The organism is Pantoea sp. X-Soil-OKNW-713 (assembly GCF_059730685.1).
Genome location: NZ_AP035996.1, coordinates 429,058 through 450,232, shown reverse-complemented (window position 1 = coordinate 450,232; position 21,175 = coordinate 429,058). Strand labels below are relative to the sequence as shown.

At 54.9% G+C, this 21,175-nt stretch carries 21 protein-coding genes; 11 read left to right on the top strand and 10 right to left on the bottom strand.

Annotation, left to right across the window (positions count from 1 at the left end):
• The first annotated feature begins 20 nt into the window (after positions 1-20).
• Entirely contained in the window at positions 21-1,085 is a 1,065-nt protein-coding gene (locus tag AC6I8R_RS22515; RefSeq protein WP_497832954.1) for an SDR family oxidoreductase, read from the top strand.
• A gap of 280 nt (positions 1,086-1,365) precedes the next feature.
• Positions 1,366-1,521, top strand: a complete 156-nt coding sequence (locus tag AC6I8R_RS22510; RefSeq protein ID WP_013511466.1) for a Hok/Gef family protein — start codon at positions 1,366-1,368, stop codon at positions 1,519-1,521.
• Positions 1,522-1,600: 79 nt separating this feature from the next.
• On the opposite strand, the gene AC6I8R_RS22505 is transcribed toward AC6I8R_RS22510, so the two are convergent.
• From AC6I8R_RS22505 to AC6I8R_RS22490, 4 genes are read right to left on the bottom strand one after another with little or no spacing between them, the layout of a single operon-like run.
• Positions 1,601-2,230 (bottom strand): NrsF family protein, encoded by a 630-nt coding sequence (locus tag AC6I8R_RS22505; protein ID WP_415174309.1) that lies wholly within the window; start codon positions 2,228-2,230, stop codon positions 1,601-1,603.
• A complete protein-coding gene (locus tag AC6I8R_RS22500) occupies positions 2,223-2,774 on the bottom strand; it encodes a sigma-70 family RNA polymerase sigma factor (protein ID WP_415174308.1) in 552 nt (183 codons plus the stop codon). Before AC6I8R_RS22500 ends, AC6I8R_RS22505 begins: the two co-directional genes overlap by 8 nt.
• 16 nt (positions 2,775-2,790) lie before the next feature.
• Positions 2,791-4,023: a protein-disulfide reductase DsbD family protein gene (locus tag AC6I8R_RS22495; RefSeq protein WP_415174307.1), complete on the bottom strand. Its 1,233-nt coding sequence runs from the start codon at positions 4,021-4,023 to the stop codon at positions 2,791-2,793.
• Positions 4,024-4,038: 15 nt separating this feature from the next.
• A complete protein-coding gene (locus tag AC6I8R_RS22490) occupies positions 4,039-4,608 on the bottom strand; it encodes a peroxiredoxin (protein WP_415174306.1) in 570 nt (189 codons plus the stop codon).
• A gap of 182 nt (positions 4,609-4,790) precedes the next feature.
• Here AC6I8R_RS22490 and AC6I8R_RS22485 point away from each other — a divergent pair, with 182 nt between their 5' ends.
• Positions 4,791-5,156 (top strand): hypothetical protein, encoded by a 366-nt coding sequence (locus tag AC6I8R_RS22485; RefSeq protein WP_415174305.1) that lies wholly within the window; start codon positions 4,791-4,793, stop codon positions 5,154-5,156.
• A gap of 42 nt (positions 5,157-5,198) precedes the next feature.
• Here the strand turns inward: AC6I8R_RS22485 and AC6I8R_RS22480 are convergent, their stop codons facing one another.
• The gene (locus tag AC6I8R_RS22480) at positions 5,199-6,494 is read right to left on the bottom strand and encodes a type II toxin-antitoxin system HipA family toxin (RefSeq protein WP_497833060.1); all 1,296 of its coding nucleotides are present in this window, start codon (positions 6,492-6,494) and stop codon (positions 5,199-5,201) included.
• An 11-nt stretch (positions 6,495-6,505) separates the two neighbouring features.
• Positions 6,506-6,760 (bottom strand): type II toxin-antitoxin system antitoxin HipB, encoded by a 255-nt coding sequence (hipB, locus tag AC6I8R_RS22475; protein ID WP_208726431.1) that lies wholly within the window; start codon positions 6,758-6,760, stop codon positions 6,506-6,508.
• Between the two features lie 259 nt (positions 6,761-7,019).
• On the opposite strand from hipB, the gene accB reads away from it, so the two are divergent.
• Genes accB through AC6I8R_RS22460 form a run of 3 tightly spaced genes read left to right on the top strand, consistent with a single transcriptional unit; the run spans position 7,020 to position 10,122 of the window.
• Complete coding sequence (accB, locus tag AC6I8R_RS22470; protein ID WP_208726434.1) at positions 7,020-7,475, top strand: acetyl-CoA carboxylase biotin carboxyl carrier protein; 456 nt, start codon at positions 7,020-7,022, stop codon at positions 7,473-7,475.
• Between the two features lie 11 nt (positions 7,476-7,486).
• A complete protein-coding gene (gene accC / locus AC6I8R_RS22465; protein ID WP_497832953.1) occupies positions 7,487-8,836 on the top strand; it encodes an acetyl-CoA carboxylase biotin carboxylase subunit in 1,350 nt (449 codons plus the stop codon).
• Positions 8,837-8,850: 14 nt separating this feature from the next.
• Positions 8,851-10,122 (top strand): Glu/Leu/Phe/Val family dehydrogenase, encoded by a 1,272-nt coding sequence (locus AC6I8R_RS22460; protein ID WP_415173432.1) that lies wholly within the window; start codon positions 8,851-8,853, stop codon positions 10,120-10,122.
• A gap of 120 nt (positions 10,123-10,242) precedes the next feature.
• On the opposite strand, the gene AC6I8R_RS22455 is transcribed toward AC6I8R_RS22460, so the two are convergent.
• Positions 10,243-11,325 (bottom strand): porin, encoded by a 1,083-nt coding sequence (locus AC6I8R_RS22455; RefSeq protein WP_302474918.1) that lies wholly within the window; start codon positions 11,323-11,325, stop codon positions 10,243-10,245.
• A gap of 433 nt (positions 11,326-11,758) precedes the next feature.
• Between AC6I8R_RS22455 and nac the strand changes: the two genes are divergently transcribed.
• The gene (nac, locus tag AC6I8R_RS22450; RefSeq protein WP_415173431.1) at positions 11,759-12,682 is read left to right on the top strand and encodes a nitrogen assimilation transcriptional regulator NAC; all 924 of its coding nucleotides are present in this window, start codon (positions 11,759-11,761) and stop codon (positions 12,680-12,682) included.
• Here the strand turns inward: nac and AC6I8R_RS22445 are convergent, their stop codons facing one another.
• On the bottom strand, positions 12,683-13,345 hold the full coding sequence (locus AC6I8R_RS22445) for a TetR/AcrR family transcriptional regulator (RefSeq protein ID WP_415173430.1): 663 nt from the start codon (positions 13,343-13,345) through the stop codon (positions 12,683-12,685).
• An 80-nt stretch (positions 13,346-13,425) separates the two neighbouring features.
• On the opposite strand from AC6I8R_RS22445, the gene AC6I8R_RS22440 reads away from it, so the two are divergent.
• Together AC6I8R_RS22440 and AC6I8R_RS22435 are read left to right on the top strand one after the other, a co-directional pair.
• Positions 13,426-14,943, top strand: coding sequence for an MDR family MFS transporter (locus AC6I8R_RS22440; RefSeq protein WP_415173429.1), 1,518 nt, complete (start codon positions 13,426-13,428; stop codon positions 14,941-14,943).
• Positions 14,944-15,061: 118 nt separating this feature from the next.
• Complete coding sequence (locus AC6I8R_RS22435) at positions 15,062-16,420, top strand: 8-oxoguanine deaminase (protein WP_497832952.1); 1,359 nt, start codon at positions 15,062-15,064, stop codon at positions 16,418-16,420.
• A gap of 45 nt (positions 16,421-16,465) precedes the next feature.
• Here AC6I8R_RS22435 and AC6I8R_RS22430 read toward each other — a convergent pair whose 3' ends face one another.
• Together AC6I8R_RS22430 and AC6I8R_RS22425 are read right to left on the bottom strand one after the other, a co-directional pair.
• Entirely contained in the window at positions 16,466-17,878 is a 1,413-nt protein-coding gene (locus AC6I8R_RS22430; protein ID WP_497832951.1) for an amidohydrolase family protein, read from the bottom strand.
• Between the two features lie 13 nt (positions 17,879-17,891).
• Positions 17,892-18,854, bottom strand: a complete 963-nt coding sequence (locus tag AC6I8R_RS22425) for an ABC transporter substrate-binding protein (RefSeq protein WP_244634076.1) — start codon at positions 18,852-18,854, stop codon at positions 17,892-17,894.
• A gap of 569 nt (positions 18,855-19,423) precedes the next feature.
• On the opposite strand from AC6I8R_RS22425, the gene AC6I8R_RS22420 reads away from it, so the two are divergent.
• Both AC6I8R_RS22420 and AC6I8R_RS22415 read left to right on the top strand, forming a co-directional pair.
• Positions 19,424-20,404, top strand: a complete 981-nt coding sequence (locus tag AC6I8R_RS22420) for an isopenicillin N synthase family dioxygenase (protein WP_497832950.1) — start codon at positions 19,424-19,426, stop codon at positions 20,402-20,404.
• A 229-nt stretch (positions 20,405-20,633) separates the two neighbouring features.
• Complete coding sequence (locus tag AC6I8R_RS22415) at positions 20,634-21,161, top strand: C40 family peptidase (protein ID WP_415173425.1); 528 nt, start codon at positions 20,634-20,636, stop codon at positions 21,159-21,161.
• The last annotated feature ends 14 nt before the right edge of the window (positions 21,162-21,175 follow it).

The window sequence follows — 21,175 nt, the reverse complement described above, 5'->3', positions numbered from 1 at the left end:
GCAAACTGAGGAGAAATGAAATGCAGAAGCAGGCGTTAATTGTTGGTATCAGCGGCGTGATTGGTCGTGCGCTGGCCGAGAAACTGTTACGTGAAGGTTGGCAGGTGACCGGGTTGTCGCGTGGGCGTGGCGCAGTGCCAGAAGGATGCCACAGCCTGACCGCCGATCTGACCGATGCCGTAGCAGTAGGTCAGGCATTGGCTGGAGTGAAGCCGGATGCGGTGTTCTTCAGCGTCTGGGCGCGGCAGGCAAATGAGAAAGAGAACATTCGCGTTAACGGTGCGATGGTGCGCAACGTGATTGAGGCGCTGGGCGAGCGGTTGCACGGCGCACATGTGGCGCTGGTGACCGGATTGAAGCACTATCTCGGGCCGTTCGAAGCCTATGGCAAAGGGGCGGTGCCGGTTACGCCGTTCCGCGAGGAGCAGGGGCGTCAGCCGGTCGATAATTTCTATTACGCGCAGGAAGATGAGATCTTTGCCGGTGCGGAGAAATACGGTTACCGCTGGAGCGTGCACCGTCCTCATACCATCATCGGTTATGCCCTCGGCAACGCGATGAACATGGGCCAGACGCTGGCGGTATATGCCACCTTATGCCGCGAGCGGGGCTGGCCGTTTATTTTCCCCGGTTCGCCGGAGCAGTGGCACGGCGTATCGGATGTCACCGATGCCGGACTGCTGGCCGAGCAGCTGGTATGGGCGACGACCGCACCCGCAGCCGCCAATCAGGATTTCAATGCGGTAAATGGCGACGTATTCCGCTGGAACTGGCTGTGGCCGCGTCTGGCGGCGTATTTTGGTATTGAAGCTGCCGACTATCCGCCACAGATGATGCCGTTGGAAGGACGTATGCAGGCAGCAACTGACGCATGGCGCGAGATTGCGCAGCGTGACGGATTGCGCGAGGCGGATATCGATAAGTTGGTTTCCTGGTGGCATACCGATGCCGATTTAGGCCGTCCGATGGAAGCTTTTACCGATATGAGCAAGAGTCGCAAAGCCGGGTTTATTGGCTATCGCAGTACGCTGGATGCGTTTGTTCAGTTGTTCGAAAAGCTCAAAGCGGAGCGGGTAATTCCATAACGTTACATAAGAAGTTGTCACGGATCGCATAACAGGAAAAAAAGCACGAGTTAGCGCAGCGGTATGGATAAAAATTTGGGATAAGTCAGACCGTTGGATTAGAATCGCGGCGGGTGCTTGAGGCTTTCTGCCTTAAGCATTTGCCAACGGCAGAAAGAGAAAAGCCCCAGTTAACATAGGACGTCTTGCAGGACGTTTTACATTAAACTGAGGCCACTTCTAATGCCACACGCATTTAGAGTAGCCTCTTACGGACCTTCGGGTCAAGGAGAAGTAGGCTATGAAGCAGCATATGGCGCGGATTGTCGCCCTGATCGTTATCTGTACCGCCGTTGTAATGGCGGTGCTGGTTTTGAGGAAAGACCTTTGTGAGGTCCGCATCCGAACCGGCGATACGGAGGTTGCTGTTTTCACAGCTTGTGAATCTGTCAAGTAAGAGAGCCGGCGGGGAGCGATCCCCGCCAACTCTTTAGGTTGTTGTTACGGCTGGCCTCAATGCACCCGCTCCTCAACATTTACCTTATCGCCACCCAACGTTTCCCCACCAGTACCGTCAGGACCACAATGCTGGCAATCGCTGCCAGATGCATAAAAAAATCCACCTTATGCAGGTGCACCGGATGGCAAAACGCCAGCAGCGTTACCGCCATGCAGGCGACACCGAATCCGGCCATTGCCAGGCTGCGTACCGGATTTAGCGCCCGGGTGCGGCGCAGGCTGGCAATCATCATCACCATCATCGGCGTGCTGACCACCAGCAGAAAGGTATAACAGTTGGTGCCGTCCCCAACATGCAGCGGCGGCTCGACGCGGGGAATATTCAGGATACTGAGTGCCAGCCACAGCAACCCCAGCGGCAGCAAGGCTTTCCAGCTGATGCTACGGCGTCCGGCAATGCTCATATTAAAGGCGCTACTGATCGCCAGCCAACCGAGCAGGAACGCCAGCGCCAGTTGCACCATTGCCCAGTGCGCACCGGGTTGTGACCAGTCCGTCAGGCTACGTTGTACCAGCAGGCTGGCGAGCACGCCGCACGGCAATGCAATCGCCAGCCAGACCAGCACGCGCCACCGGGTGGGTAACGGACGCTTCACCGGCTGTGCGGCCTGGCTGAGTTTTTCTATCAACAGGTTGTGGTCAGTCATGATGTGCTCCAAAGCGGCGTAAATTGGTCAGCGCGCGATGCAGTAACGATTTCACTGCGGCGACGCTCAGGTTGTTATGCGCAGCCGCTTCCATCAGGCTCATTTCGCGTAAATGAACATGTTCGACAATCTCCCGCTGGCGTGAAGGCAGCTGGCGCAAATAGCCGGCCAGCTCCTCCTGTGAATCCTGACGCGGTGGCGACAAAGGGGCAGGCACGTCAGCCAGATGATCGTCGGCCACCTCCCAGCGTTGATGCCGCCCACGACGGCGCAACGCATCCACGGCGCGTGCCGAAATAATCGCCATCAGCCAGGGTAAGAACGGATACGCGGGATCGTAGGTATGACGTACCCGATGCACCGTTAGCAGCACATCCTGAATGACGTCTTCGGTCAGCGCGTCGTCAGCGAGCTGTTTTCGTACCTGCGATCGAATCACCGGCACCAGCGCTTTCAGCAGTCGGGTATATGCCGACTGGTCGCCCGCCTGCGCCCGTTCCATCAGTGCAGGCCAGTTGTCGCGCTCGGTATCGCTTGTATCCATATTCCGCCTTGTTGGGTCAGGCTTTTTTGTTCGCCGCCTGAGTCAGCGCATCAACCACAATGCCGGGGGTAAGCACCTGCGGCAGTACTTTTGGCGGCCCGCCATTGGCCGGATATACCAGATACATCGGCAGACCGCCCTGGCCGAACTCACCCAGTGCGTCATCGACATCGGGGTTAAATTTGGTGGAATCAGCCACCATGTAGACGGTGCCGGTTTTTGCCAGCGCCTCTTTCACGGCCTGGGTTGATAGCGAGGTTTTCTCGTTAACCTGACAGGTTATACACCAGGATGCGGTGAAATCGACAAAAATGGCTTTACCGTGCCCGCGTTGCTCGGCGAGGGTTTTCGGCGTCCATTTTTCTTTGGTCAGGGTGGCGGCAGCCTGATCGCCTGGCAATGCGGCTCCTGGCTTGATCATCCCCGGCAGAGGGGCCAGCACCGCCATCACCAGCACGGCGGTGATGGCAAACAGCACCTTATGGCCTTTACCGGCAAAACGGCGTTTCTGCGCCATGCCGTATAACCATCCGGCAAAACTCAACACCACCGAACCGGCCAGCAAGGTTGCCAACGCGCCACTGCCTGCCTGCTGTGCCAGGATCCACACCAGCCAGGCATAAGCGCCAAACATCGGAAAGGCGAGGCCGCGTTTCAGAATATCCATCCAGGCGCCAGGACGCGGCAGGAATTTTGCCAGCGCCGGAAACAACGACACCAGGGTAAAAGGGGCAGCAAACCCGAGCGCCAACGCAAAGAAGATCACCAGCGCTACAGCCGGGGGCTGGACCAGTGCATAACCGATGGCACTCGCCATAAACGGCGCAGCACAAGGGGTGGCGACGATGATCGCCAGTGCACCGGTCAGGGCTGAGCGCACAAAGGCACCGCGTCCGATATCGATCGCGCCGACCTGCTGTACCGACAGACCCACTTCAAACACGCCCAACAGATTGAGGGCTGCCGCGAGAATCACCAACGCCAGCAGAGCGATCACCAGGGGGGATTGCAACTGGAAACCCCAGCCCACAGCCGCACCACCGGCGCGCGCTGCCAGCAAGATACCTGCCAGCGCCATCATGGTCACCACCACACCGAGCAAAAACGCCAGTCCTTCACGGCGGGCGCTGGCGCTGTTATCGGCATGGCGTAGCAGACCCAGTGCTTTCAGCGAAACTACCGGAAAAACGCAGGGCATAAAGTTAAGAATAATGCCGCCAATAAAGGCGGCCAGCATGGCGGTTAACATCGCTGGCCTCGTCGATTAGTTAGTCGCGGTTTGCGGGTGGGCGTCGCTGTACTGCTTCACCGCTGCAAGGGCTTTCTCGATATGGGTATCGGGGTTTCTGTCAGTATAACTCAGCAAAATGTCGCCATTTGGCGCGATCACGTAGGAAGTACGATCGGACAGGGTTTTCCCTTTCATCTGCATGGTGGTCTGATATTCCGCTGCCACTTTGGCTCCCGGATCGGCCGCTACCGTGAATTTATCGCGACACTCCAGTTTCGAGAAGTCGCTCACCTGGTCGGTATTTCCGGCAGTGACGCCCACCACCGTCGCGCCCATTTTTTTGAAGTTATCGGTAGCTTCAGCAAAATCATGGGCTTCGAGGGTACAACCCTTGCTGAACGCGGCCGGGAAGAAGTAAAGCACCACCGGACCTTTCTGCAACGCCTGTTGCAGTGAGAAGGTCAGCGGTTTACCCGCCAGCGCGCCTTGCAGTTCAAAGTTGGGGGCTTTGGCTCCGACCGGCAGCGCGGCCAGCGCCGAGGTGGAGAGGCCCAGCGCGGCAGCCATAGTCAGGGTACAAACGAGATGTTTCATGCGTTTCATTATCTGCTCCTGCGGGGTTGAGGGTATTCCGGTTGTGTGACGCTGTTAATTCAGTTCGCTGGAGCTGTCAGGAAAGTTTCGGTGTGAATAAATTTTTTTTTTGCGGGTGTGTCAATCTGCGGAAAAAAGTGCCGATAACAGGGCTGTGATTTTTTATGCGGTAGAAAAGGGAGAAAATTTCAATGCGTGTTACACATAAAATCAGCCTGGTGGCGCTGATGTTGTTTTCATCATCAACCTTCGCGGCACCCATAGACGGGGTGGCTGGTGAGCCATTTAAAGTCGACAACGAAGTTATCTGTCTGAAGGAAATTCAGCAGCAGATGACGCCATATCTTAAATCCTTCGAAGAAGAGAAGGGCGTTAAATATAAATTTATCGTCAAATCCGGGCTGAGTTATCAAGAGATGGCGGGTTTACGTCTGGAAGTTAAACGTATTGATGGCGGATTGAACGATCACATCGCCGATATGGATTATTACTGGGTGCAGGAGCGTGGCAGCATGTGCCAGCCCGCTTATCTTATTCTCGACAGAACAGAGAAATAACTATCCACGGCGATGACTGGCGCGTGGTTGTTGGCAGAACGTTTATTGCTGCAATCGCGCCAGCATACGCAGGCTATTGGAAAACAATGCGTCGGCGATACGTGGTGGAAAATCAGCCGGTAAAATACGCTCTACATGGTGGATCGCGGTGGGTAATTGCGCAATAAAGAAATCAATAATGTCCACCATCCGGTTTGGGTCGAAATTCACCGCTTTGGCGGTTGCGATAAAGTGACGCGGGAATATTTTATCGATCTCCATTTTTTTGCCTTTCGTCGCTTTCAGTCCCATCGCCAGTTTCAGGTCACGGATATTTAATCCCGTGCCGCCCAGCACAGGATAAGCAGAGATAACATCATAGAAAGGCGTCAACCGATAGCTACCGCCTCTTTCAATAAATACCGAGAAGTTTTTCGCATGTCCGTCTGTGGCGCCAATCAGCCATTGGAAGACCTGGAATTTCATAAATGCATCACGATCTTCCAGTGCCTGGCTCGACCCCATCAGGAACGCCATGATATCGGCAATGCCTGGACCACCATCAGATTCATACTTCAGAGCAGAAGGCAGCCCAAAGGTTTGGCACATGTCCTCCTGGGGTAAACGCAGGAGTTGTGTTTTGTGGGCATTCCAACGGCGATCAAAACGCTCCACCGCCAGGGCACGGATATTACCGGCATGAATAATGGTGGCCGCAGGCACATTGAAACCGAGCGCACGGGCAAGGGCCAGACAGGCATATTCATTCTCAACACTTTCGCGCATATCCAACGTTGCGAAGGGTTGTTTAATCTCGCCAATTGGTAATTTAATGATATGTGAGGTGGGGGTGGAGCCGTGCGGGATACTCCAGCCTTCGGCAGTTTTCAACAATGCCGTTTTTTCCTGGGCACCCGCCACCGAAATGCGAAAATCTTCTTCATCCCGGATCATACCGAGCGGTATATCCGCCTGGTATGCCGATAAAACGCGGATCAGTTTCTCTTCATTGAGCGTTTCATACTGTAAACCCTGGTTCGAAGGGAAACTGTCTGTGGGGAGTAACATCACGGCACCCACGCTGTCTTTGCCAACTTCACGTAACAGGTCAAAAGGTTGGCGTGATTTTGCCCTGTAACGGGCAACAATCCGGTCGCGAATCAAGGGACTATCTGGCAGCAGGTTATCAAAATAGTTGATAACGCTCTCTGAAGTGATAACCGGTAATTGCAGCGGCAGCGACAACGAAAGTGGGCGTGCGAGCCGGTTATCCAGCCAACTCTCGGCATACTGGAAGGTATGCGCACCATTGCTTTGTCGGGTGAACACGCCAACACGTTCACCATTCATCCATGCCATCAACGCCTGTTTCACCAGTCATTCTCCTGATCGTAAATCGCTGGTGTTTCGTTTGCCTCAAGCTTCTCGTAGATATCCAGCTTCAGTTCGAGGGATTGCAGGATCTTAAATAGCGTCGCCAGGGTTGTCAGGTCGGGATTATTTTCAAAATGGGAGATGGTGGCTTGTTTCAACCCCACTTTTTTGGCGAGTTGCGTCTGCGTCCACTGATTTTTCTGCCGTATCAACCGGACGTGGTTAGCAAGTTGTTTTGGACTATAAATCATCGTGAATCCTTACAGTATTCAGGATCGGGCTGGACAGATGACGGATTATCCCCTGGTCAGGATATCATCCAAACTATCCCTCCTGGAGGATAAAGTCAAGATTATCCCCTTTAGAGGATAATGATACTTTTATCCCCTAAAAGGGATAAGCGCAGTGAGCACCTTTTACTTATAACCCCAACTAAACTCCCTATGTCCTGTGCAGCGGGGCGCTCTGCTATAACAACACCCGTTATGTTAATGAGCACGGACCCCGTTTATGGATATTCGTAAAATCAAAAAACTGATCGAGCTGGTGGAAGAGTCCGGCATTGCTGAGCTGGAAATCGCGGAGGGCGAAGAGTCGGTTCGCATCAGCCGTTCACCTGCCAATATCAGCTACCCGGTGCAGCAGCAGGCCTATGCTGCGCCTGTGATGCAACCCGCCGCCGCTGTCCCCGTTACCGCTCCGGTAGCGGAAGTCGCTAAACCTGACATCAGCGGTCATATCGTACGCTCACCGATGGTCGGCACCTTCTATCGTACCCCGAGCCCGGATGCGAAAGCCTTTATCGAAGTCGGCCAGAAAGTTAACGTCGGCGACACCCTGTGCATCGTTGAAGCGATGAAAATGATGAACCAGATCGAAGCCGATAAATCCGGCGTGGTGAAAGCGATTCTGGTGGAAAGTGGCCAGCCGGTTGAATTTGACGAGCCGCTGGTTGTCATCGAATAACGAGGCGAACCATGCTGGATAAAATTGTCATTGCTAACCGCGGTGAGATCGCGCTGCGCATTCTGCGTGCCTGTAAAGAGCTGGGCATCAAGACTGTGGCGGTTCACTCCACGGCAGACCGCGACCTGAAGCACGTACTGCTGGCTGACGAAACCGTCTGCATCGGTCCGGCGCAGTCGGTCAAAAGTTACCTCAATATTCCGGCCCTGATCTCCGCCGCCGAAATCACCGGCGCGGTCGCGATCCATCCGGGATATGGCTTCCTGTCTGAGAACGCCGATTTTGCCGAGCAGGTCGAACGCTCCGGCTTTATCTTTATCGGTCCGAAAGCCGACACCATCCGCCTGATGGGTGACAAGGTATCGGCGATCACCGCGATGAAAAAAGCGGGTGTACCGACCGTACCGGGTTCTGACGGCCCACTGACCGAAGACATGGAGAAAAACCGTGCCTTCGCCAAACGCATCGGCTACCCGGTGATCATCAAAGCCTCCGGTGGCGGTGGTGGTCGTGGTATGCGCGTGGTGCGCAGCGACAAGGATCTTGAGCAGTCCATCAACATGACGAAAGCGGAAGCCAAAGCGGCTTTCAACAACGACATGGTGTACATGGAGAAATATCTCGAGAATCCGCGTCATATCGAAATCCAGGTGATGGCCGACGGCCAGGGCAACGCCATCTATCTGGCGGAGCGCGACTGCTCGATGCAGCGTCGTCACCAGAAAGTGGTGGAAGAAGCGCCGGCACCGGGTATCACCCCGGAACTGCGTAGCTTTATCGGCGACCGCTGTGCCAAAGCCTGTGTCGATATCGGCTACCGTGGCGCGGGTACCTTTGAGTTCCTGTTCGAAAACGGCGAGTTCTACTTTATCGAGATGAACACCCGTATTCAGGTAGAACACCCGGTCACTGAGATGATCACCGGTGTTGACCTGATCAAAGAACAGCTGCGCATTGCTGCCGGTCAGCCGCTGTCCATCCGTCAGGAAGATGTGGTGATCCGCGGTCATGCGGTGGAATGCCGTATCAACGCCGAAGACCCGAACACCTTCCTGCCGAGTCCGGGCAAGATCACGCGCTTCCACGCGCCGGGTGGTTTCGGAGTGCGCTGGGAATCGCATATCTATGCCGGTTACAGCGTGCCGCCGTACTACGACTCCATGATCGGCAAGCTGATCACCTACGGTGAAAACCGTGACGTGGCGATTGCGCGCATGAAGAATGCGCTGGCGGAGCTGATCATCGACGGTATCAAGACCAACGTCGAACGGCAGATGAAAATCATGTCCGACGAAAACTTCCAGCAGGGTGGAACCAATATCCACTATCTGGAGAAAAAACTGGGACTTAGCAACCTGTAAACCGGAGGTCAGTTTTGTCAGCACTTTCCTATGTGACGGGCGACCGTCACTCTGCCTGGTCAACCTATCTGACCCAGGTCGAACGCGTATTGCCGTTGTTGGGCGATCTCAGCCACTGGGCAGATACGCTAACCCACCCTAAACGCGCGCTGATCGTTGATATTCCGCTGGAAATGGACGATGGCACGGTACGTCATTTTGAGGGGTATCGCGTACAGCACAACCTGTCGCGCGGGCCGGGTAAGGGGGGCGTGCGCTTCCATCCTGACGTCACTCTGGAAGAAGTGATGGCGTTGTCAGCATGGATGACCATCAAATGTGCCGCGCTAAACCTGCCGTTTGGCGGCGCAAAAGGGGGGATACGTGTCGACCCTGCGCAGCTTTCACGGAAGGAGCTGGAACGTCTGACGCGCCGCTACACCAGCGAGATTGGCAACATGATCGGGCCGCAGCAGGATATCCCGGCCCCGGACGTGGGTACCAACGCGCAGGTAATGGCGTGGATGATGGACACCTGGTCGATGAATGTCGGTGCGACCACGACAGGCGTGGTAACCGGTAAACCGGTGCATCTGGGTGGTTCGCTGGGACGCGTGAAAGCCACCGGACGCGGGGTGTTTGTTACCGGTTGTCGTGCGGCGGCGATGTTGGGGCTGGATGTTGCGCACAGCCGCGTGGCGGTGCAGGGCTTTGGCAATGTGGGTAGCGTCAGTGCGGAGCTGTTTCACGCGGCAGGGGCGAAAGTGGTCGCGGTGCAGGATCACAGCGCGACGCTCTGGCTGGCAAGCGGGTTGGATATCCCGGCATTACAGGCATGGCAGCAGACCCACGGTAGTATCAAAGGTTTTCCACAGGCAGACCATATTGCTGACGAAAGCTTCTGGACGCAGGATTTCGATATCCTGGTGCCTGCCGCGCTGGAAGGGCAAATTACCGCCGAACGCGCCAGTGGGTTAAGCTGCCGCCTGGTGATTGAAGGGGCGAATGGCCCGACGCTGCCGGAAGCGGATGATGTATTGCAGCAGCGTGGCATAGCCGTGGTGCCGGATGTCATCGCTAACGCGGGTGGGGTGACGGTGAGCTACTTCGAATGGGTGCAGGATTTTTCCAGCTTCTTCTGGAGTGAAGAGGAGATTAATCAGCGCCTCGACGGCATTATGCAGGGTGCGATTGATACCGTCTGGCAAAAAGCGGGGGCGTTGCAGGTCACGCTACGCACTGCGGCATATGCGTTGGCCTGTGAGCGTATTCTGCTGGCGAGGAAAGATCGCGGGTTATATCCGTAAAATACCTGGCTAATATTGCGCGATAAATCGCGCCGCTACTGATGAGGAGAGTTGTAGCGGTGCGATTTATCGCGCATTTTTAAGCAGAGTGCAGGACATCTCCCGCACTCGCTCTTCACATCAGAACTGATACACCAGTCCCAGCGCTAACTGGTCGTCATTCGGCAGACCAAGCTTGTTATTGTCGTCGAGCAGGTTGATTTTCCATGCAACAAACGTCTTCATATTTTTGTTGAAGTAATACGTCAATCCGGGTTCGAGGAACTTCAGCAGATACTCATCGCCAACACCTTCAATATCTTTCGCTTTGGTCTGTACCCAGGCGATAGACGGGCGAATACCGTTGATAAATTGATACTGCAAAGTGGCTTCAAAACTTTCGGTCTTGTTCGCGAAACCGCTCTCGCCAGTCAGGCTGTTGCTGATGGCATAGGCGTTACGTGTCTGGCCGTAAAAAGTGCCGAAATACCACTGATTGTTGTCATATTTCGCGCCAACTGCCCAGCTCTCGCCGTGCGCACCATGACCATAAACACCGTCAGCATTTTGCGCATTGGTGCGATCAAGATTGGCATAACCACCGACAACGCTGATGCCTGAGTCCAGCGCATAACCCAGAGACGTGGCCCAGCCATCGCCGTTGGAGGTACTGATGGCATCACGCTCGTTTTTGCCCTGATATTGCAGACCGAAGCTCAGACCATCCACCAGACCGAAAAAGTCACGGTTACGGTAAGTCGCCACGCCAGTAGAGCGGCCTCGCAGGAAGCCATCCGCGCTGCCGGTTGCACCACCAAACTCTGGCAGGACGTCGGTATAGGCAATGGCGTCATACACCAGACCATAGTTGCGGCCATAATCGAAGCTGCCGTACTGGCCCACTTTTAAACCAGCAAAGCCCAGACGGCTTTTGTTGCCCTTCTGCGCATCGCTGCCACCTTCGCTGTTATTCAACTGAATTTGTTGTTCCCACTGACCATAACCGGTAATCAGGTCGTTAACCTGGGTTTGGCCTTTGAAACCAAAACGCATATAGGATTGATCGCCATCGAGGCTATCGTTGTTGGAAATATAATTTTCAGCCTGTACCTTGCCGTACAGATCGAGTTTATTTCCATCCTTGTTATAAATTTCTGCCGCATGGCCCACACCAGAGATTAACAGGGCGCTGGCGATACAGGATTTAATCGAAAGCTTCATCATTTATTCCTCGTTTTTTGCATTTGTCATCTTGTTGGGATAATTCATCTCACTAACTTAATAATTAGCAATGAAATTAAGTTCGAAAAAGCGCCGCTGGCAGGCAGCCAGCGGTGAAGCGCATACACAGGTTTTTGCAAATGAATACAGATGATGAGGGTCGAGAGGTTTATATTTCTTATGTTTTAGTCATCTGTTAAGCGCGTTAACGAAACGTGCTAAATACCGTCCTACCATAGGGGCAGAAATAAAGGTTGCGATAAGATAATTTTGTTTTGGCTGGATAGTATTTACTTATTGCCTGCTCAGGCCTTTTCTTGTGGGCGCTCATATAAAACACCTATCTGGCGAAAGGCATTCCTTCTTACCGGTAAAAAAATAAAGCCGATATATTCATGAAATAACAACGCAGGCGTTAACCAGCGATGAGAATAAGATGAATATACGGCGTCTGAAGTCATTTATTACCATTGTGGATATGGGTAGCATTACCCGTGCGGCGGATGCGTTGCATATTGCGCAACCGGCACTGAGCCAACAACTGGTGGCGCTGGAGGAACACTTTAAACGGCAGTTGTTGATTCGCAGCCAGCAGGGCGTGGTGCCTACCGAGGCGGGAAAAGTGTTGTATGGTCATGCCAATGCCATGCTGCGTCAGTTTGCGCAGGCGGAGGTGGATGTCCTGAGCGCCGGGCAGTTGCTATCAGGACGGGTATCGGTCGGGCTGGCACCGTTCAGTGCCGCTTCCACGCTGGCGATGTCGTTGTTGAGCGAAATGCGGCAACGCCATCCGGGCATTCTGCTGCATTTGGTCGAAAGTGTCGGGCAAGCCTATAGCGAGTTGGTCGCAAACGGGCGGCTGGAGATGGCGCTGTTGCACGGTTGTGGCGGCATCAAAGGGCTGCATTACCAACCGCTGCTGGAAGAGTCTTTGTATTTTGTCGCCCACGCTGATTTTGATTTCGACGATGACGGCGGTCCGTTGCAGGTTAGCCAGCTCGCGGTTATGCCGATGGTACTGCCACCCGCTTACAACTTTGTGCGTCGTGCAATAGATGAAGCCTTCAGCCTGCACCAGCAAACCATCAATATTGTCGCTGAACTGGAAGCAGTAAAAAGCATCGGCAGGGTCGTGGATGCTGGCCTGGGTTGCACCATCATGCCAAAGGCGATTGCCGAGCATATTCAGTCGGAGTCGCGCAATGTGATTATTCGATCCATCAGTGGCCCGGCCATCAGCCAGACGCTATCGCTCTGTGTATCGGACCGCACGCCGTTATCGGAACCGGCAGCGGCGGTACGCGAGCTGTTAATTGAGCTAACGTCGGGGTTGACGCAGGTAGGGAGGATCCTTAGCTGACTAAACAGGCCTGATGCCGCGACAAAACAAACTCAGCGTGTGGGCGACAATCTTTTCACGGTTGAACGCCGGATCGTTGGCAAAGCGTGAGAAGGGCACCAGCACCATACTGAGAATTGACGTCATCAACAGTTGCGGCTCCAGATCCGGGTTGAGTAGACCTTGCTGCTGCCAGCCCTCAATCAGGCTTTTAACTTTATCGCGCTCCGTATGACCGAAGCGATTTTTAATATGCTGGCCTAACCCTCCCTGACCTTCGGTAACTTCCTGCATCCACAGCGGCCCAAACCAGTGATGGGTGGCGATAATATCGGCAATCTCGCGGATAAACGCGCTGAAAGTAGTGACAGGGTCACGCGGCTCATTAACGAAATGCGCCACCAGACGCTGGCGCAGCGGCAAAAAACGTTCCTCAACCACCACATCCAGCAGGGCTTCGCGCGACTTAAAGTAATAATTCAGCATTGCCGGGCTAACGCCTGCCTTACGCGCAATGGCATTCAACGACGTCTCCGCAATGCCGTGTTCCGCATACAACGACAGGGTGATATCCAGCAAATGTTCGCGCTGTTGGACATTGATTGCGCCGCCGCGTGGACGACCGGGACGGCGAGGTTCGGATTTAGCTGATTTTCCCTCAGAAGGGACTTTCTGTGCGGTCATTTTTGCTTACTCACTTGTATCCTGTCAGACTTCGATTAATATTAATTGTGTATTTAATTAATTTCAATCTGGTGTCCCCTATGAAATCCGAATCTTTGGCACAACACGCTGCCAGCGGCGACCCGGCGCGTCAGTCTTTTGGCTGGTTACTGGGCGCATTAATGCTGGTAATGCTGTTATCGGCCCTGGACCAAACCATTGTTTCCACAGCCTTACCGACCATTGTGGGTGAGCTGGGCGGGTTGGATCGCCTGTCATGGATTGTGACAGCCTATATGCTGGCTTCAACCCTTGTTGTACCGCTGTACGGTAAATTTGGCGACCTGTTTGGCCGTAAGCGCGTGCTGCAAATCTCGGTGATTTTGTTCCTGGCAGGCTCCGCGCTCTGCGGGTTGGCGCAGAACATGGAGCAGCTGATTTTTACCCGCGCCTTACAGGGGCTGGGCGGTGGCGGCCTGATGGTGGTGAGCATGGCCGCAGTGGCCGATGTGATCCCGCCTGCTGAACGCGGTAAATATCAGGGATTATTTGGTGGCGTGTTTGGTCTGGCAACGGTGGTTGGCCCGTTGCTGGGTGGTTTTATCGTGCAACACGCCTCCTGGCGCTGGATTTTCTATATCAACCTGCCGCTGGGTTTGTTTGCGCTGCTGGTGATCAACGCGGTGTTTAAGGCCGACAGCAAACGCAAAGCACATGAAATTGACTATCCCGGTGCGTTTTTCCTCAGTCTGGCGCTGGTGGGGATCACCCTGTTCACCAGCGAGGGCGGTTCGGTGCATGCCTGGTCCGATCCACAACTGTGGTGCATCCTGGCATTTGGCGTGGTGGGGTTGATTGGTTTTGTTTACGAGGAACGTCGCGCCTGGGAGCCAATTATCCCGCTGACGCTGTTCCGCAACCGCAGCTTCCTGCTTTCCAGCCTGATCGGTTTTATTGTCGGGATGTCGCTGTTCGGCAGCGTCACGTTTCTGCCGCTTTACTTGCAGGTGGTAAAAGGGGCCACGCCTACCGGAGCCGGATTGCAGTTGTTGCCGCTGATGGGCGGCTTGCTGGTGACCTCGATTATCAGCGGTCGCATTATCAGTCATACCGGCAAATATCGCCTGTTCCCGATTGCCGGTACTTTGCTGGCAACCGTCGGCATGGTGCTGCTGACTACGTTGACGCTGGACGATCCCACCTGGCATATCTGGCTATTCTCCAGCATTCTCGGGATGGGAATGGGGATGGTGATGCAGGTATTGGTGCTGGCGGTGCAGAATACCGTCTCGCCGGACAGCATCGGTGTGGCAACCTCATCGGTGACCCTGTTCCGCTCGGTTGGCGGCTCAATTGGCGTGGCGTTATTTGGCGCGATATTCAGCCAGGTGCTGAAATCAGGCCTGACAAAGCTGGTGGAAAAGGGGGCCGAGCTACCGCGCAGCCTCGACCCGGAAGCCATCCACCATCTGCCAATTGAGGTACAGACGCCGTATTTGCAGGCCTTCGGTGATGCGGTACACGCCGCTTTTATGATGGCAGCGGCCGTGATGTTGCTGGCATTTTTGTTGTCGTTGTTTATGCCGGAATCGACGTTACGACACAAAAACGCCGGATAACTTTTCAGGCCATCGCTTTTGCGGCATAGTAGTGCCGCATCGCGATGCGCCTGGATCAGCAGACAGGCAATAACTGAGCTGGCTAACCCTTATGTTTATCAACTGAGAGGAGCCAGCCATGTGCGCTGCCCGTATCTGGATCAAAAACCCCTTAGCAGTCTTTCTCCCTGAACAACTCGATGGCCGTGGTGGTCTGGTGATTGAAGATTCGCGTATCAGCGAAATTCTTCCTCTCGGCGCGTCACCGTCGCAGCCTTGCGATAATGTGGTGGATGCGCGTGACCATGTGGTGTTGCCTGGCCTTATCAACGCCCATCATCACTTCTATCAAACCCTGACCCGCGCCTGGCTGCCGGTGGTGAACCAACCGCTGTTTCCGTGGCTAAAAACCCTCTACCCGGTGTGGGCGCGTTTAACGCCGGAGGCGTTGCATCTGGCTAGCCAGGTGGCAATGGCGGAGCTGTTGCAGTCCGGCTGCACCACCGTCAGCGATCATCATTACCTGTTTCCGCAGGGCATGGAGCAGTCTCTGGATGTGCAGGTCGAGGTGGTGCAACAGTTGGGTATGCGCGCCTTGCTGACGCGCGGCTCGATGAATCTGGGCGAAGAACAGGGCGGCCTGCCGCCGCAGCACACCATCCAGGATGCTGACACCATTTTGCAGGACAGCCTGCGCCTGATTCAGCGCTATCACCAGCGTCATGACGGCGCGCAAATTCAGATTGGCCTTGCGCCTTGTTCACCGTTCTCCGTCACCACCGATTTGATGCGGGAGATCGCCCGTCAGGCGCAGCAGCACGATGTCCGTCTGCATACTCACCTTGGCGAAACGCTGGATGAAGAAGCCTTTTGCCAGCAAACCTTTGGGATGCGCACCGTCGATTATCTGGAGCATGTGGGCTGGCTGAGCGATCGCACCTGGCTGGCACATGGTATTCATTTCAATGACGACGAAATCAAACGCCTTGGTGCCGCCGGAACCGGAATCTGCCACTGTCCGGTATCCAATATGCGGCTGGCGTCGGGGATTTGCCCGACGGTGGAGCTGGAAGCAGCAGGCGCACCGGTAGGGTTAGGGGTTGATGGTTCGGCCTCGAACGATGCCTCGAACCTGATGTACGAAGCGCGCCAGGCGTTATATCTGCAACGGCTACGTTATGGCGCACAGCAGATCACACCACAACGGGTATTGCGCTGGGCGACCGCAGGTTCCGCCCGTCTGTTGGGGCGCAGGGATATTGGTGAGCTGGCGGTCGGAAAGCAGGCCGATCTTGCGCTGTTTAAACTGGATGAGCTGCGTTTCAGCGGCAGCCACGATCCGCTTTCGGCGTTGATTCTGTGTGGCGCGGAGCGGGCAGACAAGGTGATGGTGGGGGGCGAGTGGCGCGTGTCGGACGGTGAAATTATCGGGCTGGATAGCGAGGCGTTGATGGTAAAACATCGCGCTGCCGCCAGGGCCTTGATTGCCGGAATGTAATCCATGACCCCTTATCGGCGCGATAAATCGCGCCGATACGAGGCGTTACCCTGTCACATTAGCGCGGCGTTGCAGCGTTTTCACCGCATCCGCGGCGGCTTGTCCCAGCTCGCGCAAATCCAGACCCGCAATCAGATCATCCTGCATAATGATGTTGCCCTGGCAGAGCAGCGCTTTGATGCGCGCCCGTCCACCGCAGGCAATTGGCCCAATCGCCATATCATGCAGGCCGAAGTAGCGCGGATCGTCCAGTTGGTAGATGGCGATATCTGCCGCCATGCCCGGTGCGATTTCCCCGGTGTGCAGTCCCAGCACCTGAGCGCCACCCTGCGTTCCCCAGCGCAGGACATCTTCAATGCTGGCGGCATCGCCACCCCCTTCAAACCGGCCACCGGCATAACGCGGTTGCGCCAGCATGCCTTTACGCGCACGTTGCAATTGCCAGGCTGCGTGCGTTTCGCTTTGCATATCGGCCGCTTCGTTCGACGCCGCACCATCGACACCAATGGAAACGTGCACACCAGCCTGTTCCAGCGCCACCAGGTCGGCAATGCCACTACCCAGACGGGCGTTGCTTTGCGGGCAGTGGGCGATGCCACTGCCAGCGGCACCCAGCAAGGCAATCTCCTCAGGCAACAGTTTGACCAGATGGGCGAACCAGACATCGCTGCCAATCCATTCATGTTCGGCGCAGAACTGCAAAGGCGTCATACCAAATTTGGCTTTAGCGGCATCGAGATAATCCACGGTTTCCGACAAGTGGCTGTGCAGACGAATGCCAAGCTGACGCGCCAGACGGGCGCTGTCGCGCAGTTCCTGTGGCGTGGTGGAGTGCAACGTGGTGGTGGGAGCCATCACCACCTGGCGCATGGCGAGGGCATCCGCCTGATGATATTGCGCCACCAGCCGTTCAACATCGGCCATCATGGCATCGAATTTTTCCGGGCGCAGCGCGGTGGGCAGATCACTTTCCAACCCACGGCTTTGGGTTGCGCCACCCCGGCATAAGACAAAACGCACGCCAAGACGCTGCGCCTCTTCAAACAGGATCTGCGCGCCATCGAACGGCATATCCGGCCAGTAAAGGTAGTGGTGATCGGCAATGGTGGTACAACCGGAACGCACCAGTTCCACCAGCCCGATCCGTGCTGCAATGCGGAAGGTGTGTTCATCAAACGCGCCGCGAAAACGGTAGGGCGTGGCCGCCAGCCAGGCTCCGAGGCTTTGATTTAATCCCTGGGGCTCACCCTTCAGCAACGACTGGAACAAATGATGATGGGTATTCACCCAGCCGGGATAGACGACACAGTCGCGCGCGTCGATGACCTGCTCACCGGCCTGGGCGGTCAGGCTACCCATTTCCAGGATCAACCCCTGGTCGATTCGGATATCACGCGCCGGACTGCGCGGCTGCTGGCGGTTGCCGGTGAGAATGGCAGAACAGTTTTTTATCAGCATCTTGCGACCTGCCTTACATCGCCGCCTGGCGATAGAACTGGGTGGTAAAAGCTTTTTGCCACGGGGTGGCGGCATCCAGCAGTCCGGCTTTCACCATAAAGTCGCGTGTGGTTTGCCAGCGTTGTGGCGTCATCACCCCCAGCCCCTGTTTCGCCGCATCCCCACCATCAATCAGATGCAGCGCCTTCATCTGGGAAACGCCAAACGCGAGGATGGCATCGGTCATCTGCGGGTTCTCTTTTTTGATCAGCGCATTCCCGGCAGCAGGATCGGCGAGGTAAGATTTCCAGCCCTCCATCGAGGCTTCCACAAAACGTTTCATCACGTCAGGTTTTTGCTGCAACAGGTCGTCACGGGTAACCAGAATGCCGCCGTAGGCCGGATAACCGTAATCGGCAAACAGGTAAAATTTGCTGTCCGGCTGCGCGGCTTTGATCTGCTGCACTTCCGAGGTGGCGTAAGCTTGCTGGGCGGTATTTTTATCGGCGAGGAACGGTTGCATATTGAAGGTATAAGGGCGCACCTGACCATCGCTGAGTTTATATTTCCCCTTTAACCAGGGCCACCAACTGGCCTGGCCGCTGGCGGACACCAGCACGGTTTTGCCTTTCAGCCCTGCCAGATCCTTCACGTCACCGTGGGTCATGATGCCCTGAGGATCAAACTGGAATGGCGCAGCGATGGCTTTTAACGGGAAATTACGCTGGATGCCCTGCAACACCTGAAGATCGTAACTGACGATCACATCGGCGCGGTTAGCCAGCAGCAGCGTCATATTGTTCAACTGTGGCCCGCCGGATTTTACCTCGACATCTAAGCCATATTTTTTATAGATACCGGTTGCGACGGCCTGGTAATAACCCCCTTGCTCGGCTTGTGCCACCCAGGTGGTTTGCAGCACCAGCTTATCTGTCGCATGGGCGAGGGCAGAGGCAGCGATAAGCGCTGTAAACAGGGACAAACGGAAGGACGACATTGACATAACAAACCCCCAAAGCAAACGCATACATTGTGTCTGTTATCAGGGGATGATGCGGTGTATGAACCTGCTCACGATGCATAGCACCGTCCCCTGACGAGGTACAGCCGAAGCTGTAGAGCAATGTTCCGCATGACGAGGCCGCCACGCTAACCGCTTATACTCTGCATCGAATTTAGCAAAGCCCATGCCATTCTCATGTTTATTGCTTATCCGAATGAATTTATTAAAGAAACGTGATGGCAGGGTGGGTATGTTGGTGTTGTTTTGCTTTTTTGTGATGCATTAGTTGCTGATTTGCACTTTCGTGGTGCGTCTGCGCCCGTAGCGGCACGATTTATCGTGCGTCTTTTGCAAGTGATGCCCAACATCTGCGCGATAAATCGCGCCGCTACGGGCGATGCGGTTTCTGGCATAGTTATTGCCTGTGATAAAAATGAGTAGAAGCTGTCAGCCGCGGTGATTACCCGGTAGGTCATTGCTCGATCGCCCGCCAGACGGGCGCGGGGATGGCCTGTCCGTTGTTGCGCAGGTCATCCGTTATCTGTTTATAACGAGGTGTACCAATGGAAAAGACAACAGCTTACGCCATGCATGAACTCACCAAAGAATCACGCATGGGCGCGCGTGGCAGTGAAGCGGCGCGCGAAGTTCGTATTATCGACCTCTCCGATTTCGACCAGCGCAAGCATGAAATAGCCGAACAACTCTGGCAGGCCGCTACCGATATTGGTTTCTTCCAGGTGACCGGTCATGGCATTCCACTGGACGATATTAACGCCGCCTTTGCCAATGCCGAGCGCTTCTTTGCGCTGCCGGAAAGCGACAAGGCGCGTCATCCCCTCAGTCGCAATGCAGGCTGGGAATACCGCGCACAGATTCGTCCTTCCACTGGCAAACCTGACCACAAAGAGTCGTACCAGATCACCCTGCCGCGTATGGATGGCCTGTGGCCGGATGACAACACCTTGCCCGGCTTTCGCGCTGAAGTGATGAAATTCGAACGTCAGTGCTGGGCGGTGGGGATGCAACTGCTCTCCTGCTTTGCCCTGAAACTCGGTTTCCCGGAGGACTTCTTCACCCGTGCACATGAACCTTCCCGTGAGACTTACCAAAGTACGCTGCGTATGCTGCATTACTTTGCCATCACCGGGGAGGTGGACGGCCCGTGGCGTGCCGGTGCGCATACCGATTTCGATTGTCTGACCTTGTTATTTCAGCGTGACGGGCAGGGTGGTTTACAAGTGTGTCCCGGCAAAGAGATGGAAGACCAGGTATGGACGCCCATTACCCCACTGGAAGGGGTGATTACCTGCAATATTGGCGACATGCTGATGCGCTGGAGTGATGATAAATTGCCGTCGAATTTCCATCGTGTCGCCAATCCGCTGCCTGGTGTTTCCGTACCGGCGCGTTATAGTCTGGCATTTTTCTGTCAGGCAAATGAAGACGTGATAATTGAAGGACCGGAGAAAAAATATCCGGCAATTTCCGCTCAGGATTATCTGGCGCAGCGTATCAGCGCGAACTTTTCCGGTAAATATTGAGCCATAATTTGAGCTAAGTTTTATTTCTGGCCGGCAGGATGGTGATAATCATCCTGCCGATGCTGACTATTTCACCAAAATAAGTTTTAACTATTTACCGCAGGAAATATCCTGGTATTGTGGTGTAAGCTGTAGTAAGTCTAAGGTAAGGTCGTGTAAGTCCGGTTGATTCTGATTTTCCGGTAATCGGTCCTGCGGTATAAACCTGAATCTTTATTGAGCGAGTGCCATGAACCCCTCTGCCATTAGCCAAGCGCTGGTCGCTATAATTTTTCTCTCTGTCGCGGGCTGTTCATCCCATCGTGCTGAGCAGGTTAATAATGATTCAACAGAGCAACAGCCCGATCTTATTCCGGTGATCGCTGCGCTGCACGATCAAATGCATTCCTGGCAGGGAACGCCTTATCAGTGGGGCGGCACGCAATTGTCGGGCGTGGATTGTTCAGGCTTCGTCTGGCGAACATTAAAAGATCGTTTCAATATTCCCATGGAGCGCGTCACCACCCGTGAATTAATTCAAATGGGTGAACGGGTAACTCCGGGACATTTGCAACCAGGTGATCTGGTCTTTTTCCGCATCAAGAATGAGCTTCACGTTGGTTTTTACGATACCGATCAACAATTTCTCCATGCCTCGTCCAGCCAGGGCGTGATGCGCTCATCATTAAACAATCCGTACTGGAAATCGGTATTTATTCAGGCGCGCAGATTACACAAAGAATACAACGCCGAAATTACGCTGAATAAAACAACGTAACAGTTCGGCGCTTC